Origin of the sequence: Kribbella jiaozuonensis (assembly GCF_005233875.1) — a bacterium.
Lineage (GTDB): Bacteria > Actinomycetota > Actinomycetes > Propionibacteriales > Kribbellaceae > Kribbella > Kribbella jiaozuonensis.
The window spans coordinates 445,901-460,471 of the sequence record NZ_SZPZ01000007.1 but is presented as its reverse complement, the minus strand read 5'-3'; the positions used below and the strand labels follow the sequence as shown (position 1 = coordinate 460,471).

Sequence of the window (14,571 nt, the reverse complement as noted above, 5' to 3'; positions counted from 1 at the left end):
GGCGGTGGAGAGCAAGGTGGACGACGCGACGGGATCCGCGGAGCGGTCGGAGGCGAAGGCCGGCCGGCGACCGTGTGACCAGGTCCGGGTGCGGGTGCCCGCGACGAGTGCCAACCTCGGGCCGGGCTTCGACGCGTTCGGGCTCGCGCTGACGCTGTACGACGACCTCATCGTCACGCCGTGCGCGTCCGGGGTGACCGTTCAGGTGAGCGGGTGCGGCGAAGGCGAAGTACCGCTGGACGAGACGCATCTTGTGGTGCGGTCGATCCGGGCCGGGCTCGAGGCATTGGGTGCATCGGTGCCCGGGTTCACGTTGCGGTGCGAGAACCGGATCCCGCACGGTCGCGGGCTCGGTTCGTCGTCGGCAGCGATCGTCGGCGGGCTCGCAGCGGCGTACGCGCTGGCCGGTGAGCCGGTCGATCGTGAGCGTCTCGTCGTACTGGCGAACGAGCTCGAAGGGCATCCGGACAACGTCGCGGCAGCAGCCCTTGGTGGGTTCACGATCGCTTGGACGGAAGGCGAAACCGGCCGCGCAGTTCGGTTGGAACCGGCGGACGGGTTGGCTGCAGTTGCCTATGTACCGGACAACCGCGTGCTGACCAAAGAGGCGCGCGGTCTGCTGCCAGGCGTTGTTTCCCACACCGACGCCGCCGCGAACGCGGGCAAGGCCGCGCTGCTCGTCGCCGCGATGACCGGCCGGCCGGAACTGCTGCTGACCGCGACCGAGGACCGGCTGCACCAGGAGTACCGCGAGCCGGCCATGCCCGAGAGCCTCGCGCTGGTGCACAAACTGCGCGGCAGCGGTCTGGCCGCGATCGTCAGCGGAGCCGGCCCGACGGTCGCCGTACTCGGCGGTCACGCCAGCAAAAGCGCAGGTCAGAGCGTCTTCTTCCGGAGTACGCCGGAGCCGCCGGACGGCTGGACGAAGTACGAGCTGGGCATTGAACCAGTCGGCGTACAGGTCTGGTCCATGGAAGCCGGCTGAGCCGGGGAATCCTGAGCCGCTGACACGCGTTGTACATACCGAGTCAACCGGACGACCCGTAGTGGTGCTAGTCTCGACTCACCCGATCCCCTCCAGGTGATCGGTGAACTCTCGTCACGATCCGGGCTGTGCTCCCGGCACCCTGTGTTGTGTGGCGACCCTCCTGTGGATGTGACCTTGCGCCGCCTGCGTCGGAGAAGTCCGGGGGGACTCAGATCGAGCGAGAGCCTCTTGTACCCCGCGTGCCCGTTGTGCGGCCGTGGGTGGAATGAAATTGGTCGATGAGCCGTATCGGCATCGACGATCCGTGTGGGAAGGACCTCACGTGACAGAAACTGTAGAAGCCTCCAGCGCAGGAGACGCCGCGGCGACCACCGCGCCGCGTCGCCGGAAAGCTGGCGGCGGCCTCGAGGGCATGCTGCTCCCCGAGCTCAAGCAGCTCGCCGGGACGCTCGGCATCAAGGGCACCGGCGCACTGCGCAAGGGCCAGCTGATCGAGGCGATCAAGGCCGCTCAGGCCGGCGGTTCCACCGCCGGGGGCGGCTCGACCGGTGGCTCCCGGGCGAAGGCGACGCAGCCGACCCTGGACGAGGTCGCCGAGTCGTCCGCGCCCGCGGCGAAGACCGCCGAGGCGCCGGCCAAGCGCGAGGGCGGCAGCCGCCGGACCCGCGCCGCGGCCCAGAAGGACACCCCGAAGGACGAGCCGGCGCAGAACGGCGCCGCCCCTGAGGTGACTGCTGCCGCCACTGCCACGGCTCCGGCCGAGGCGTCGGCCGCTGCGCCGCACGCCGGCACCGCCGCCCAGAACGGCGCCGCCGAGCGGGTCGAGACCCGTGGCGACGACCGCGCCGACGATCGCACGGACGACCGTGCCGACGAGCGCGGTGACGGCCAGGCCCGCAACCGGGACCGTGGCCGCGACAACAACCGGGACAACCGCGACGGCAACCAGGGTCGCGAGCAGAACCGGGACCGCAACCGCGACAACCAGAGCCGCGACGGTCAGCGTGATGGCCAGCGCGACGGTCAGCGTGACGGTCAGCGTGATGGTCAGGGCAACCGCGACGGCAACCGTGATGGCGGCCGCGACGGCAACCGGGACCGCAACCGCGACAACCAGAACCGGGACACGAACCGCGACGGTCAGGGTGACCAGCGGAACCGCCAGGACCAGAACGACCGCGGCGAGGAAGGCGACGGACGCCGTCGTCGCCGCCGGGGTCGCGACCGTGAGCGCAACCGCGACGGGCAGCCCACCAACCGCGACAGCGGTCGGGACGGCGGTCGTGACAGCGGCCGCGACAGCAACCGCAACCGTGGTCGCGGCGAGCGGTTCGACGCCGAGCCGACGATCAGCGAGGACGACGTCCTGGTCCCGGCCGCGGGCATCCTCGACGTACTCGACAACTACGCGTTCGTCCGGACCAGCGGCTACCTGCCCGGCCCGAACGACGTGTACGTCGCGCTCTCGATGGTGAAGCGTTACGGCCTGCGCAAGGGCGACGCGATCACCGGTGCGGTGAAGCAGCCGCAGGAGGGCGAGCGCAAGGAGAAGTTCAACCCGCTGGTCCGGATCGACACCGTCAACGGCGCCGACCCGGAGATCGCCAAGCAACGGCAGGACTTCAACAAGCTCACCCCGCTGTACGCGACCGAGCGGCTCCGGCTGGAGACCGAGCCGGGGATCCTCACCACCCGGATCGTCGACATCGTCAGCCCGATCGGCAAGGGCCAGCGCGGCCTGATCGTCTCGCCGCCGAAGGCCGGTAAGACGATGGTGCTGCAGGCGCTCGCGAACGCGATCACCACGAACAACCCCGAAGTGCACCTGATGGTCGTGCTGGTGGACGAGCGGCCCGAAGAGGTCACCGACATGCAGCGCACGGTCAAGGGCGAGGTCATCGCCTCGACGTTCGACCGGCCGGCCGACGACCACACCACGGTCGCGGAGCTGGCGATCGAGCGGGCCAAGAGGCTGGTCGAGCTCGGCCACGACGTCGTCGTACTGCTCGACTCGATCACCCGGCTGGGCCGGGCGTACAACATCGCGGCACCCGCCAGCGGCCGGATCCTGTCCGGTGGTGTGGACTCGTCCGCGCTGTACCCGCCGAAGCGGTTCTTCGGTGCGGCCCGCAACATCGAGGACGGCGGCTCGCTGACCATCCTCGCGACCGCGCTGATCGAGACCGGCTCGAAGATGGACGAGGTGATCTTCGAGGAGTTCAAGGGCACCGGCAACATGGAGCTCCGGCTGCGCCGCGAGTTCGCCGACCGGCGGATCTTCCCGGCCATCGACGTCGTCGCCTCCGGCACCCGCCGCGAGGAGCTGCTGATGTCGAAGGACGAGACCCAGGTGGTCTGGAAGCTGCGCCGGGTGCTGTCCGCACTCGACGGCCAGGCGGCGCTGGAACTGCTGATCGGCAAGCTCAAGGAGAGCAAGTCGAACATCGAGTTCCTGCTCCAGGTCAACAAGACCACCCCGTCAACTGGTACGTCGCACAGCACGACCAACGGCGACTGACCAGAGCTGATCGACCCTCGATTACCAGTTTGCCGTCCGCGGATGGCAAACTGGTACGTCGGTTCCGGTTCACGTTCACGCCCGTGTGGACGACCCGGGGCGCTTGATACTTCCTAGGAGACTTGTTGTGAAGGCTGACATTCACCCGACGTACGTCGAGACCACGGTGACGTGCACCTGTGGCGCCACGTTCCAGACCCGCTCCACCGCGGAGAACGGCGTGATCCACGCCGACGTCTGCTCGCAGTGCCACCCGTTCTACACCGGCAAGCAGAAGATCCTCGACACCGGCGGCCGGGTCGCCCGCTTCGAGAAGCGGTACGCCAAGAAGTAGCTTTCCTGCCGCGCGCCGGTTCCGCCTGTCACGGGCGGGACCGGCGCGCGGTTTGTGTTGTCAGCGGTGGTTCCGAGAGGAGGAGTGCGAGATGTTCGAGGCAGTCGAGACGCTCAAGGCGGAGTACGCCGAGCTCGAGCGGCAGATGGCTCAGCCGGAGCTGCACTCCGACCAGGCCAACGCCCGCCGGGTCGGCAAGCGGTACGCCGCGCTGGCGCCGGTGGTTCGCACGTACGACGAGTGGCAGCAGACCGGCGACGACATCGAGGCCGCGCGGGAGCTGGCGCACGAGGACCCGGCGTTCGCCGAGGAGGCGACGCGGCTGACCGCGCGCCGCGACGAGCTGGCGGAGCGGCTGCAGACGCTGCTCGTGCCGCGGGACCCCAACGACGACAAGGACGCGATCCTCGAGATCAAGGCGGGTGAGGGCGGCGACGAGTCCGCGCTGTTCGCCGCCGACCTGCTGAAGATGTACCTGAAGTACGCCGAGTCGCAGAACTGGAAGACCGAGGTGCTCGACTCGGCCGAGTCCGACCTGGGCGGGTACAAGTCGATCACGGTCGCGGTGAAGGCGAAAGGTACGCCGGAGCCAGGCGATGCGCCGTACGCGAAGCTGAAGTTCGAGGGCGGCGTGCATCGCGTGCAGCGGGTGCCGGTGACCGAGTCGCAGGGGCGGATCCACACGTCCGCGGCCGGCGTGCTGGTGCTGCCGGAGGCCGAGGACGTCGACGTCGAGATCGACCCGAACGACCTGCGGATCGACGTGTTCCGGTCGTCGGGTCCGGGCGGGCAGAGCGTGAACACGACGGACTCCGCCGTACGCATCACGCACCTGCCGACGGGCATCGTGGTGTCGATGCAGAACGAGAAGTCCCAGCTGCAGAACCGCGAGCAGGCGATGCGGGTACTGCGTTCGCGGCTGCTGGCTGCTGCGCAGGAGGCTGCTGATCAGGAGGCGTCGGACGCGCGTCGCTTGCAGATCCGGACTGTTGACCGGTCGGAGCGGGTCCGCACGTACAACTTCCCCGAGAACCGCTTCTCGGACCACCGCGTCGGCTACAAGGCCCACAACCTCGACCAGGTCCTCGGCGGCGAGCTGGAGCCCGTCATCACAGCCCTGACCGAAGCCGACCTGACCGCCCGCCTCGAGGCCGTCGAATCCCAGTGAGAACTCTGCTCGCGGAGGCCGCAGCGAAGCTGACTGCGGCCGGGGTTGCTTCGCCGGAGTACGACGCTGCTGAGTTGCTTGCGTTTGTCACTGGGTCGAGTCGGATGCATCTGGCTGAGCCGACGGTGGAGCAACTGCGCGTGTATGAGGAGTTGATTGCGCGGCGGGCGGCTCGGGAGCCGTTGCAGCATCTGACTGGTACGGCGGGCTTCAGATATCGGGAGCTGGCGGTGGGGCCGGGGGTGTTTGTGCCGCGGCCTGAGACCGAGGTGATGGTCGGGTGGATGCTCGAGCGGATCGCCGGCGTGAAGAACCCGTTGGTGGTCGACCTCTGCTCCGGATCGGGCGCGATTGCGGGTGCCGTGGCGACCGAGCGACCGGACAGCATCGTGCATGCCGTCGAGTTGTCGCCCGAGGCATGTGTCTGGGCCCGACGCAATCTGGCGGGCACCGGTGCGGTCCTGCACGAGGGCGACATCGACGGGTGTCTGCCGGAGTTCGACGGGCAGGTCGATGCGGTGATCTCCAACCCGCCCTACATCCCGTTGACCGCCTGGGAGTCCGTCACCGCCGAGGTGCGCGACCACGACCCGGCGCTCGCCCTCTGGTCCGGTGACGACGGCCTCGACGAGATCAAGGTCGTCGCCGCCACCGCAGCCCGCCTGCTCAAACCCGGCGGCTGGTTCGCCTGCGAACACGCCGACGTCCAGGGCGAGTCGGCCCCCGCCGTCTTCACCACCACCGCCTCCTTCACCGAGATCCGAGACCAACTAGACCTCGCCCACCGCCACCGCTTCACCACCGGCCGCCGAATCTAACGACTGTCGGCCATGTTCGTGAAGGTGATCACTCGTAGATCACCAACTCCGGGCGCGGTTTCAGCGCGAGCACCTGCGGCGGTGTCATCAGTGGGCCGTGCCGCGTGTCCTCGGTGTAGAAGAGTTTGAACCCGGCGTGCACAGCCGGCGGCAGGCTCGTCGTCAGCTTGGCCCACGTCTTGAGCTTGTCGGTCCGCGCGCCGATCCCGTCGACCGACTTGATCGTCACCACGCCCGGATGCGGCTTCAGCGCCTTCTCGTTACTCACGATCCGCGCCGATAGCTGATGGAACACGAACACCTTCTCCGGAAGGTCGTTCGCCGTCACCAGCCCCGAGAGGTACGCCGCGATGCTGTCGAGCTCCACGCCCGTCGTATGCCCGAAGACCCGCCCCGGCACCTGCCCCGGACCGACCGCCCATTCCGGATCGAACGCCAGCCCGACATCCGGCTCCTTCAACCACCGCTCGAGCCGCTTCACCTCCGGCAGGATCTTCGCCCGCCCCGGCTGGATGTCGAGCAGCAACAGCATCTTGTGCTTCCGCGCGACCGTCAGGTACTGCTCGATCGCCGAGTCGTCCAGCCGTCCGCGGTACATGCCGTCCTTGCCGCGAGACCCACGAGCGACGACCGCGATCAGCTCCATCACCGGCTGCGGCGTCCGACCGTCCGCGTACGCCTGCGCCAGCTTCTCCAGCTTGGCCGCCTTCGCATCAAGGTCCTTGTCCAGCGGCCCAAGCGCAGGCGATCCCGGCAGACCGACGTACCCGACCAGTTGGTACTTCGGGAAGATCACCCGTCCGCCCCGCGGCAGCTCACCATCCGCCGGTGGAGGAGGCGGAGTCGGTGTAGTGCGCACAGGTGTCGGCGACGGCTTGGCGGCGGGTGCGGGTGAGGGTGTGTCGCTGCAGGCCGCCAGGCACAGCAGTCCGACGGCCAGCACCCCACTCACCTTCCGCACCGCACCAGCCAACCACACCACTCACGCGGCCGGGCTGGTCCGAGCGAGCCCACTGGCCGCGCGCAGGATCATCGACTCCTGTCCGTCGACGACCGCGAGCTCCATCGCCCGGGCGAAATGCGGCCGCGCGCGGGCGAGATCTCCCTTGGCCAGCAGCGTTTCGGCGAGCCGCACGTAAGCGTTCTGCTGCGACTCCGTCGAGTCGCTGTCCTGCGCCAGCTCGACCGCCTGGCGCCCGAAGTCGAGCGCCTCGCTCCACTGCCGCCGCCGCGCGTACGCCGTACCGAGGAAGGCGTAGGTGTAGATCAGGCTGTAGTCGGACCCACGTTCAACGCCGAGGTCGCGCGCGTTCGTCAGCGCAGTAACGGCCTCGTCCACGCGGTCCAACTCGAGCAGACACTCGCCGATCCCGTTCAGTACTTCGGCCTGTACGCCGGGATCGCCTTCCGCCAGCGACTCCTGGTACGCCGTCAAGGCCTGCGCGAACTCCAGCCGATCGCTGTACGTCACCCCGACATACGCCAGCACCCGCGCCGCGATGCTCCGGTCGCCGGCCTGCCGGGACGCTTCCAGCGCATCGTCGAGTACGGCGAGCGCCTCCTCGTCCGGACGCAGTTTCGCCTGGCTGTACCCGATCGACGCCAGCAACCGCGCCCGCAGCGTCAGGTCCGCGTTCTCCGGGAGCTTGTCTCGCGCCGCCAGCAGCGTCCGCAGACTCTCCTCCGCGCCCAACCGGTAACGCCCGAGACTGCCGATCGACAGCAGCACGCGAGACTCCGCCTCCGCATCACCCTCAGCCGCACGCAGGCTCAGCTGGTGCGCCTCGTCCAGCTCGTAGACCTGGCCACGCTGGAAGAAGCACGACGCCACCGACAGACCGGTCCGCCACGCTTGCTCCAGTGCACCGCTCGACTCGGAGTACCGAATCGTCGCCAGCACGTTGGCGCCCTCAGCGTCGATCCACGCCAGTCCGTCGGCCACCGAGGCAAACTCAGGCAACCGGACCATGGCCGGCTCCGGCAGCGGGTGCAAACGACTGCCGAAGATCGCAGCACTCGCCTCCGCGGTCGCATAGAGGTAGTAGTCCAGCAAACGCCGTACTGCGTCCGGCTCCGGCGCCAGCGTCCGTGCGTACTGCCGCAGCAGGTCGTGGAACTGGAAGCGCCCAGGACGCAGCTGCAGCAGCAGATTGGCATCGACGAGCTGCTCCAGCAGGTCCTCTGCTTCCACCACGTCCAGATCGGCCAGTGCAGCAGCGGCGTACATCTCGATGTCCTGTCCGGTCATCGCGCCGAGCAGACGGAACAGGCGCTGCTGGTCCGGCGGCAGACTCTCGTAGGACAAGGCGAATGCGGGGGAGACCCCACCGCTGTCCGTGCTGAGCTCAGCCAGCCGCCTGTCCTCGGCGTCGAGTCGTTTGGACAGGTGTTCGATCGTCCAGCTCGGCCGATGCCGCAGTCGCGCTCCAGCGACCCGGATTGCCAACGGGAGATGACCACACTGGCTCACCACCTCGGCCGCAGCACCTGCGGAACCAGCACGGTCCGGCCCGACGATCTCCGCCAGCAACTCCCGCGCATCCTCAGGCCGCAGTACGTCGAGTGCCAGCCGCGCAGTCGCGTCCAGACCAGTCAGCTGCCGCCGACTCGTCACCAGCACGCCACAACGTGGACCGCCCGCCAGCAACGGCCGCACCGCCGCACTGTCCGGTGCATTGTCGAGTACGACGAGGATGCGCCGCCCCGCCAACTCAGACCGCCACAGCGCAGCCCGCTCCTCGAGGTCGGCCGGGATCCGCTCAGCCGGGACGGACAGCGTGCGCAGCAACCGATCCAGCGCCTGCAACGCCGACACCGGCTCATGCCCCGGCGTGTACCCGTGCAGGTCGATGAACAGCCGCCCGTCCGGATACACATCGCCCAGCTGCCGTGCAGCGCGCACAGCGAGCGCAGTCTTCCCAACACCCGCCATACCGTCGATCGCAACGACCGCAGGCCCTGCAGTGTGCAGTGCGTCGACCACCTGCCTCAGTACGTCGTCCCGCCCGACGAACGCGGCACCGTCGTACGGCAGCTCGTCACGCACCGCCGGGCGTGCAAGCGGCTCATCGTTCTGCAGGATCCGCTCGTGGATCGCCCGCAGCTCCGGACCGGGCTCCACGCCGAGCTGCTCGACCAGCTCCTGCCGCGTGCGCGTGTAGGTGTCGAGTGCCTCGGAGATCCGGCCGCTGCGCCAGTACGCGAGCATCAGCTGCCCCGCGAACTGCTCCCGCAGCCGGTCCTCCTCCACCAGTGCGACCAGCTCCGGCACGAGATCGCCGTACCGGCCGCGCTCGAGATCCAGCTCGATCCGCTCGGCCAGCACCTTCAACCGCCGCTCGGTCAGCCGATGGCGCTGCACGCTGAGGTAGTGCCCGGCGAGACCGCTGAAAGGCTCGCCGGTGAACAACTCCAGCGCCTCCGACAGCCTCGCCGCGGCCCGGTCCTTGTCCCGATCCGCATGACCAGCGCTGACGAGGCTCTCGAACCGCTCCAGGTCCGAAGCACCAGGAGCCAGCCGCAAGCTGTACCCGTCGCGCGTGTGCACCAGCACGCCCTCCGGAAGCAGCTTGCGCAGCCGATAGATGTACGGCGGAACGATCTTGGCGCCCGTCGACGGCGGCGCATCACTCCAGACGAGCTCGACCAGCTCGTCCGCCGAGATGACCTGGTTCGGCCGCAGCGCCAGGACCGCGAGCAGAGTCTGCTGACGGATCGGCCCGAGGTCGAGCCGGCGCTCACCGGCCCAACCGCGCAGCGGGCCCAGGAGGTCCAGCCGCAGGTCATCCGTCACGGTGCATAGTCTGTCAGCTACTCCTTGTTCTGCTCGAGGTAGGCGTCGATCTCGGTCAGCAGCGAGTCCTTCACCGATTCATCGGCGAACGACACCCGCACGGCGGTCTTCGCCAGCTCGGCAGCGCCGGTCGCGTCCAGGTCCAGCAGCTGCGACGCGACGACGTACTCGTTGGTGAGGTCGGTGCCGAACATCGGCGGGTCGTCGGAGTTGATCGTGACGACCAGGCCGGCGTCGACCATCGCGCGCAACGGATGGACGTCGTACGACGCGACCGCGCGGGTGGCGATGTTCGACGTCGGGCTGACCTCCAGCGGGATCCGGTGCTCGCGCAGGTACTCGACCAGCTCCGGGTCCTGCATCGTCGACGTACCGTGGCCGATCCGCTCGGCCTTCAGCACCCGGACCGCGTCCCAGATCGTCTGCGGCCCGGTCGTCTCGCCCGCGTGCGGCACGCTGTGCAGCCCGGCCGCGATCGCCGCCTCGAAATGCGGCTGGAACTGCGGCCGCGGTACGCCGATCTCCGGGCCGCCGAGCCCGAAGCCGACCAGCCCCTCCGGACGGATCTTGGTCGCGATCCGCAGCGTCTCGTCGGCGGCCGGGATCCCTGCCTCACCGGAGATGTCGAAGATCCACCGCAGCACCAGGCCGAACTCCTTCTCGGCCGCGACCCGCGCGTCCTCGATCGCCTCGCAGAACGCCTCGGCCTGGATCCCGCGCACCACCGAGGTGTACGGCGTGACCGTGAGCTCGGCGTACCGGAGGTTCTGCTGCTCGGCCATCTCGCGGGCGATCTCGTACGTCAGCAGCCGCACGTCCTCCGGCGTCTTGATCAGCTCGACGACGGACAGGTAGATGTCGATGAAATGCGCGAAGTCGCTGAACTTGAAGTACTCCGTCAGCGCGCCCGGGTCGGCCGGCACCGGCGATCCCGGGTGCCGCGCGGCGAGCTCGGCGACGATCCGCGGCGACGCGGACCCGACGTGGTGGACATGCAACTCGGCCTTCGGCAACCCGGCAAGGAACTCACGCGACACAGTCATGCCCGGGATCTTAGAGAACGCTGCGGGCGGCCGTAGCGAAAGCTGACAGTTGTTTGTCAGTATCGACCCGGTTAGGGGTGGGGCCCGCCTGAGTGGCACCATTCACCCCGTGAGTGAGCGCTTCGACTTCACCGGGGACGAACTGGCACCGGCGTTCCGCGCGGCTGTGGACGCCATCGAGGCCGGCGACCTGGTCGTGCTGCCGACCGACACCGTGTACGGCATCGCCGCGGACGCCTTCAAGGCCGACGCGGTCCAGCGGCTGCTGGACGCCAAGGGCCGCGGCCGGGACATGCCGCCGCCGGTGCTGATCTCGGTGGTCGAGTCGCTGGACGCGCTCGCCACCGACGTACCGGACAACGGCCGCAAGCTCGCGCAGGAGTTCTGGCCCGGCCCGCTGACGCTGATCTGCCACGCGCAGACCTCGCTGATGTGGGACCTGGGGGAGACCCAGGGCACCGTCGCGCTGCGGGTCCCGGATCACGAGAACACCCGCGAGCTGCTGTCCCGGACCGGACCGCTCGCGGTCAGCTCGGCGAACAAGTCCGGTCAGCCCGCGGCGATGGACGTGTACGACGCCGAGGAGCAGCTGGCCGAGTCGGTCGCGGTCTACCTCGACGGCGGCCAGGTCACCGGCGGGGAGCCGTCGACGATCGTCGACGTCACCGGCGACACACCCCGGGTGGTCCGCGTCGGCGCCCTCTCGCTCGAGCAGCTGCGCGTCGTCGTACCCGAGGTAAGCACCGAGGACGACGAACCGAAGCCCGACGAGACCAAGCCGGACGAAGCCGAGCCAACTGATGAGCCGGTCGAGGCGTCCAAGTCCGAGAAGGACGACGAGGACACGACCGATCCCGATGCGAGGCCTGCGGACTAGTGCGCGAGTACCTGCTGGTCCTGTTCGTGGCGATGGCCACGACCTTCTTGCTGACCGGCGTGGCCCGGCAGATCGCGCTGCGGTACGGCGCGGTCGCCAAGGTCCGGGCCCGGGACGTGCACAAGGTACCGATCCCGTACTTCGGCGGCCTGTCGATCCTCGGCGGCCTGATCGCCGGGTTCGCGGTCGCTTCCAGCCTGCCGTTCCTGGGTAATAGCCTGCAGGTCGCGCACGACGCCCGGGCGATCCTGATCGGCGGCGTGGTGATCTGCGCGGTCGGCGTGGTCGACGACCTGTACGAGCTGGACGCGATCACCAAGCTGGCCGGTGAGGTGCTCGCAGTCGGCGTACTCGTTGTCCAAGGCATCCAGTTGTACTGGCTGCCGCTGCCCGGCGGGGTGATCTCGCCCTCACCGGCACAGCTGGCGGTCCTGACGGCCGGCATCCTGCTGGTCTCCTGCAACGCGGTGAACTTCGTCGACGGCCTGGACGGGCTCGCGGCCGGTGTCACCGCGATCGGCGCGACCGCGTTCTTCGCGTACTCGTACCTGCTGAACTTCCACGAGAACCTCGACCGGGCAACCACCTCGACGCTGATCACGGTCGCGCTGGCCGGCGCCTGCCTCGGCTTCCTGCCGCACAACTTCTTCCCCGCAAGGGTTTTCATGGGCGACTCCGGCGCCCTGCTGATCGGCCTGATGCTGGCCGCGTCGACGATCAGCCTGACCGGCCAGATGGACCCGAACGCCGTCCCGTACGAGGTCGGCGGCTCGAGCCTGCTGCCCGCACTGCTTCCGTTGGTGCTACCAATCGCCATCCTCGCGATCCCCGCGCTGGACCTGACGCTGGCCTACATCCGCCGTACCAAGGCCGGCCGCTCGCCGTTCGCGGCCGACAAGCAGCACCTCCACCACCGCCTGATGCAACGCGGCCACTCACACCGCCGCGCCGTCCTGCTGATGTACCTCTGGACCGCCCTCATCGCGTACGGCGTGGTGGTGCTCGGCCTGGTCCTGTACTGGTGGACGGCCCTGATCGTGCTGGCCGTCGCGGTCACCGCGGTCCTGCTCACGACCGGTCTCCCGAGGCGCTCCCGGAAACCGCTCGCCAAAGTTTGATCCCCGCGGGCCGGGACCAGACCACTCACCTTCCTGGCATACCGATAAGGTGTGGCTGTACAGCGGGAGGGAACCTCGTTTTGCTGACTGTGCAGACTTTGTGCTAGTTTTCACAAGCACCAGCAAAGAACAGCGACACCCCTGACCCCGCCCACCCGACGAACTGGCCGCGAGCCAGTTTCGCCAGCAGGACGGAACCACCAGATGGCTCCTACGGCCCACAGCCCGAAAACCGCCGGACAAGCGACAAAGCACCCGGCGCTGGCAATGCTGCGTGGCGCGCTGATCGCCGCGCTGGTCGTCGGAGTCAACGCGACCGCGGTGTCCACGGTCGCGGCCGGTGTCGCCGGTCTCTGGGGCGCGTTGCTCGGCCTGCTGATGGTGATCGTCTTCTCCGGCGCCGGCCTGATCGCGCTGCACCTGTCCCGCAAGACTTCTCCGACCATGCAGCTCGCGGTCGCGATGGCGTCGTACACCGGCCGGATCGCGATCTTCGGCGGTCTGCTCGCGGTCGCGCTGAGCTCGGACAGCCTGGCCAGGCACGTGAATCTGACCGTGCTCGGCCTGGTCGCCCTGGTCGTCGTGATGGGCTGGATGGCCGGCGAGATCTGGGCCTGGTCCCGGCTCCGCGTGCCGATCTACGACCTCGACAAAGAGGTGACCGCATGAGCACCCTAGGTAACGATTTCCCTGCTGTGGTGGAGATTACGGGGCCCGATGTGACCGCATCTGTCGCCAACTGGTACGTTTCGGGTGCCAATGAGCGAGCATCAGGATCCGAAGCCATCACCCCCGAACTCGGGCGACGGCTGGCGGGTCCTGTCCTACTTGATCGGCGGTGTCCTGATCTACGGGGGCATCGGCTTCGGGCTGGATCGCCTCTTCGGCACCGAATTCTTGCTTCCGGTGGGCATCGTCCTCGGTGCCGGGCTCACCATCTTGATGCTGCACTTCCGGTACGGAAAGTCCTGATCCCTTCGGGGTACGGCGCGATCCGCACCGGGTCTGACGTTGTTGACCGCCATGCCCTGAGCCGCCCTGCCCTTACGTACAAGGCGTCCGACTTGAGCACGACGCGAGAGGAGACCCGGTGATTGCCGGCGTTCCGACCGAGTTCATCCCGCCCGGTCCCCAGAGCTTCGACACCCCGCCCATCATCGATGGCGTGGCCTGGTTCACCAAGCCTGTGCTGGTGGCCGCGCTGTCCGTCGTCGTGATCGCCTGGTTCTACTGGGGTGCGTCCCGTAAGTCCGCGATCGTCCCGAGCAAACTGCAGTTCGCGGGCGAGCTCGGCTACAACTTCGTCCGCAACTCGATCGCCCGCGACGCGATCGGCAGCCAGGAGTACATGAAGTACGTGCCGTACCTGTGCGGCCTGTTCTACTTCATCCTGCTGAACAACGTCGCCGGGACGATCCCGCTGGTCCAGTTCCCGACCTTCAGCCACATCGGCTGGGCGTACGTGGCCGCGATCATGAGCTGGGTCATCTACAACGCGGTCGGCGTCCGCAAGCACGGCGTCTGGGGCTACTTCAAGCACCAGACCATGCCGGCCGGCGTGCCGATCTGGCTGATGCCGCTGATGATCCCGATCGAGTTCATCTCGAACATCCTGGTCCGGCCGATCTCGCTGAGCCTGCGGTTGTTCGCCAACATGTTCGCCGGTCACATCCTGCTGCTGGTGTTCGTGCTCGGCGGCCACTACATGGTGTTCGAGTCGGGGAAGATCTTCCTCGGCGGCGTCGGCATCATCACGTTCATCATGGGCCTCGCGATCGCCGGGCTGGAGCTGTTCGTCCAGTGCATCCAGGCGTACATCTTCGTGGTGCTGACCGCGCAGTACATCGGCAGCGCCATCGCCGACGACCACTGATCCGCAGTACCCCCACCAGACCCGTAGTAACGGAAACCCGG

General features: G+C 68.4%; 13 protein-coding genes. 10 read left to right on the top strand and 3 right to left on the bottom strand.

From position 1 onward, the window contains the following. The first annotated feature begins 4 nt into the window (after nt 1–4). The 5 genes from thrB (at nt 5) to prmC (ending at nt 5,826) form a co-directional block, all read left to right on the top strand. Complete coding sequence (gene thrB / locus FDA38_RS40690) at nt 5–985, top strand: homoserine kinase (protein WP_233715219.1); 981 nt, start codon at nt 5–7, stop codon at nt 983–985. 325 nt (nt 986–1,310) lie between these two features. Then, complete coding sequence (gene rho / locus FDA38_RS40685; RefSeq protein WP_137259517.1) at nt 1,311–3,506, top strand: transcription termination factor Rho; 2,196 nt, start codon at nt 1,311–1,313, stop codon at nt 3,504–3,506. A 127-nt stretch (nt 3,507–3,633) separates the two neighbouring features. After that, on the top strand, nt 3,634–3,840 hold the full coding sequence (gene rpmE / locus FDA38_RS40680; protein WP_137259516.1) for a 50S ribosomal protein L31: 207 nt from the start codon (nt 3,634–3,636) through the stop codon (nt 3,838–3,840). Nucleotides 3,841–3,931: 91 nt separating this feature from the next. Next, nucleotides 3,932–5,008 (top strand): peptide chain release factor 1, encoded by a 1,077-nt coding sequence (prfA, locus tag FDA38_RS40675; RefSeq protein WP_137259515.1) that lies wholly within the window; start codon nt 3,932–3,934, stop codon nt 5,006–5,008. Beyond that, on the top strand, nt 4,999–5,826 hold the full coding sequence (gene prmC / locus FDA38_RS40670) for a peptide chain release factor N(5)-glutamine methyltransferase (RefSeq protein ID WP_137259514.1): 828 nt from the start codon (nt 4,999–5,001) through the stop codon (nt 5,824–5,826). The genes prfA and prmC overlap by 10 nt, the downstream gene beginning before the upstream one ends. A 28-nt stretch (nt 5,827–5,854) precedes the next feature. Here prmC and FDA38_RS40665 read toward each other — a convergent pair whose 3' ends face one another. The 3 genes from FDA38_RS40665 to FDA38_RS40655 are packed head-to-tail and all read right to left on the bottom strand — an operon-like array spanning nt 5,855 to nt 10,662. After that, nucleotides 5,855–6,787, bottom strand: coding sequence for a hypothetical protein (locus FDA38_RS40665; RefSeq protein ID WP_137259513.1), 933 nt, complete (start codon nt 6,785–6,787; stop codon nt 5,855–5,857). Between the two features lie 21 nt (nt 6,788–6,808). Then, entirely contained in the window at nt 6,809–9,619 is a 2,811-nt protein-coding gene (locus FDA38_RS40660) for an AfsR/SARP family transcriptional regulator (protein WP_137259512.1), read from the bottom strand. Nucleotides 9,620–9,636: 17 nt separating this feature from the next. Further along, entirely contained in the window at nt 9,637–10,662 is a 1,026-nt protein-coding gene (locus FDA38_RS40655) for an adenosine deaminase (protein WP_137259511.1), read from the bottom strand. Nucleotides 10,663–10,771: 109 nt separating this feature from the next. On the opposite strand from FDA38_RS40655, the gene FDA38_RS40650 reads away from it, so the two are divergent. The 5 genes from FDA38_RS40650 to atpB all read left to right on the top strand — a co-directional run bounded on the left by FDA38_RS40650 (nt 10,772) and on the right by atpB (nt 14,530). Beyond that, entirely contained in the window at nt 10,772–11,539 is a 768-nt protein-coding gene (locus FDA38_RS40650; RefSeq protein ID WP_233715218.1) for an L-threonylcarbamoyladenylate synthase, read from the top strand. Next, nucleotides 11,539–12,657 (top strand): glycosyltransferase family 4 protein, encoded by a 1,119-nt coding sequence (locus tag FDA38_RS40645; protein WP_130448638.1) that lies wholly within the window; start codon nt 11,539–11,541, stop codon nt 12,655–12,657. Before FDA38_RS40650 ends, FDA38_RS40645 begins: the two co-directional genes overlap by 1 nt. Nucleotides 12,658–12,861: 204 nt before the next feature. After that, the gene (locus FDA38_RS40640; protein ID WP_137259510.1) at nt 12,862–13,326 is read left to right on the top strand and encodes a hypothetical protein; all 465 of its coding nucleotides are present in this window, start codon (nt 12,862–12,864) and stop codon (nt 13,324–13,326) included. Between the two features lie 90 nt (nt 13,327–13,416). After that, nucleotides 13,417–13,629, top strand: coding sequence for an AtpZ/AtpI family protein (locus FDA38_RS40635; protein ID WP_137259509.1), 213 nt, complete (start codon nt 13,417–13,419; stop codon nt 13,627–13,629). Nucleotides 13,630–13,747: 118 nt separating this feature from the next. Beyond that, nucleotides 13,748–14,530 carry a F0F1 ATP synthase subunit A gene (gene atpB, locus FDA38_RS40630; protein ID WP_137259508.1) on the top strand — a complete coding sequence of 261 codons (783 nt, stop codon included), beginning with the start codon at nt 13,748–13,750 and terminating at the stop codon, nt 14,528–14,530. The last annotated feature ends 41 nt before the right edge of the window (nt 14,531–14,571 follow it).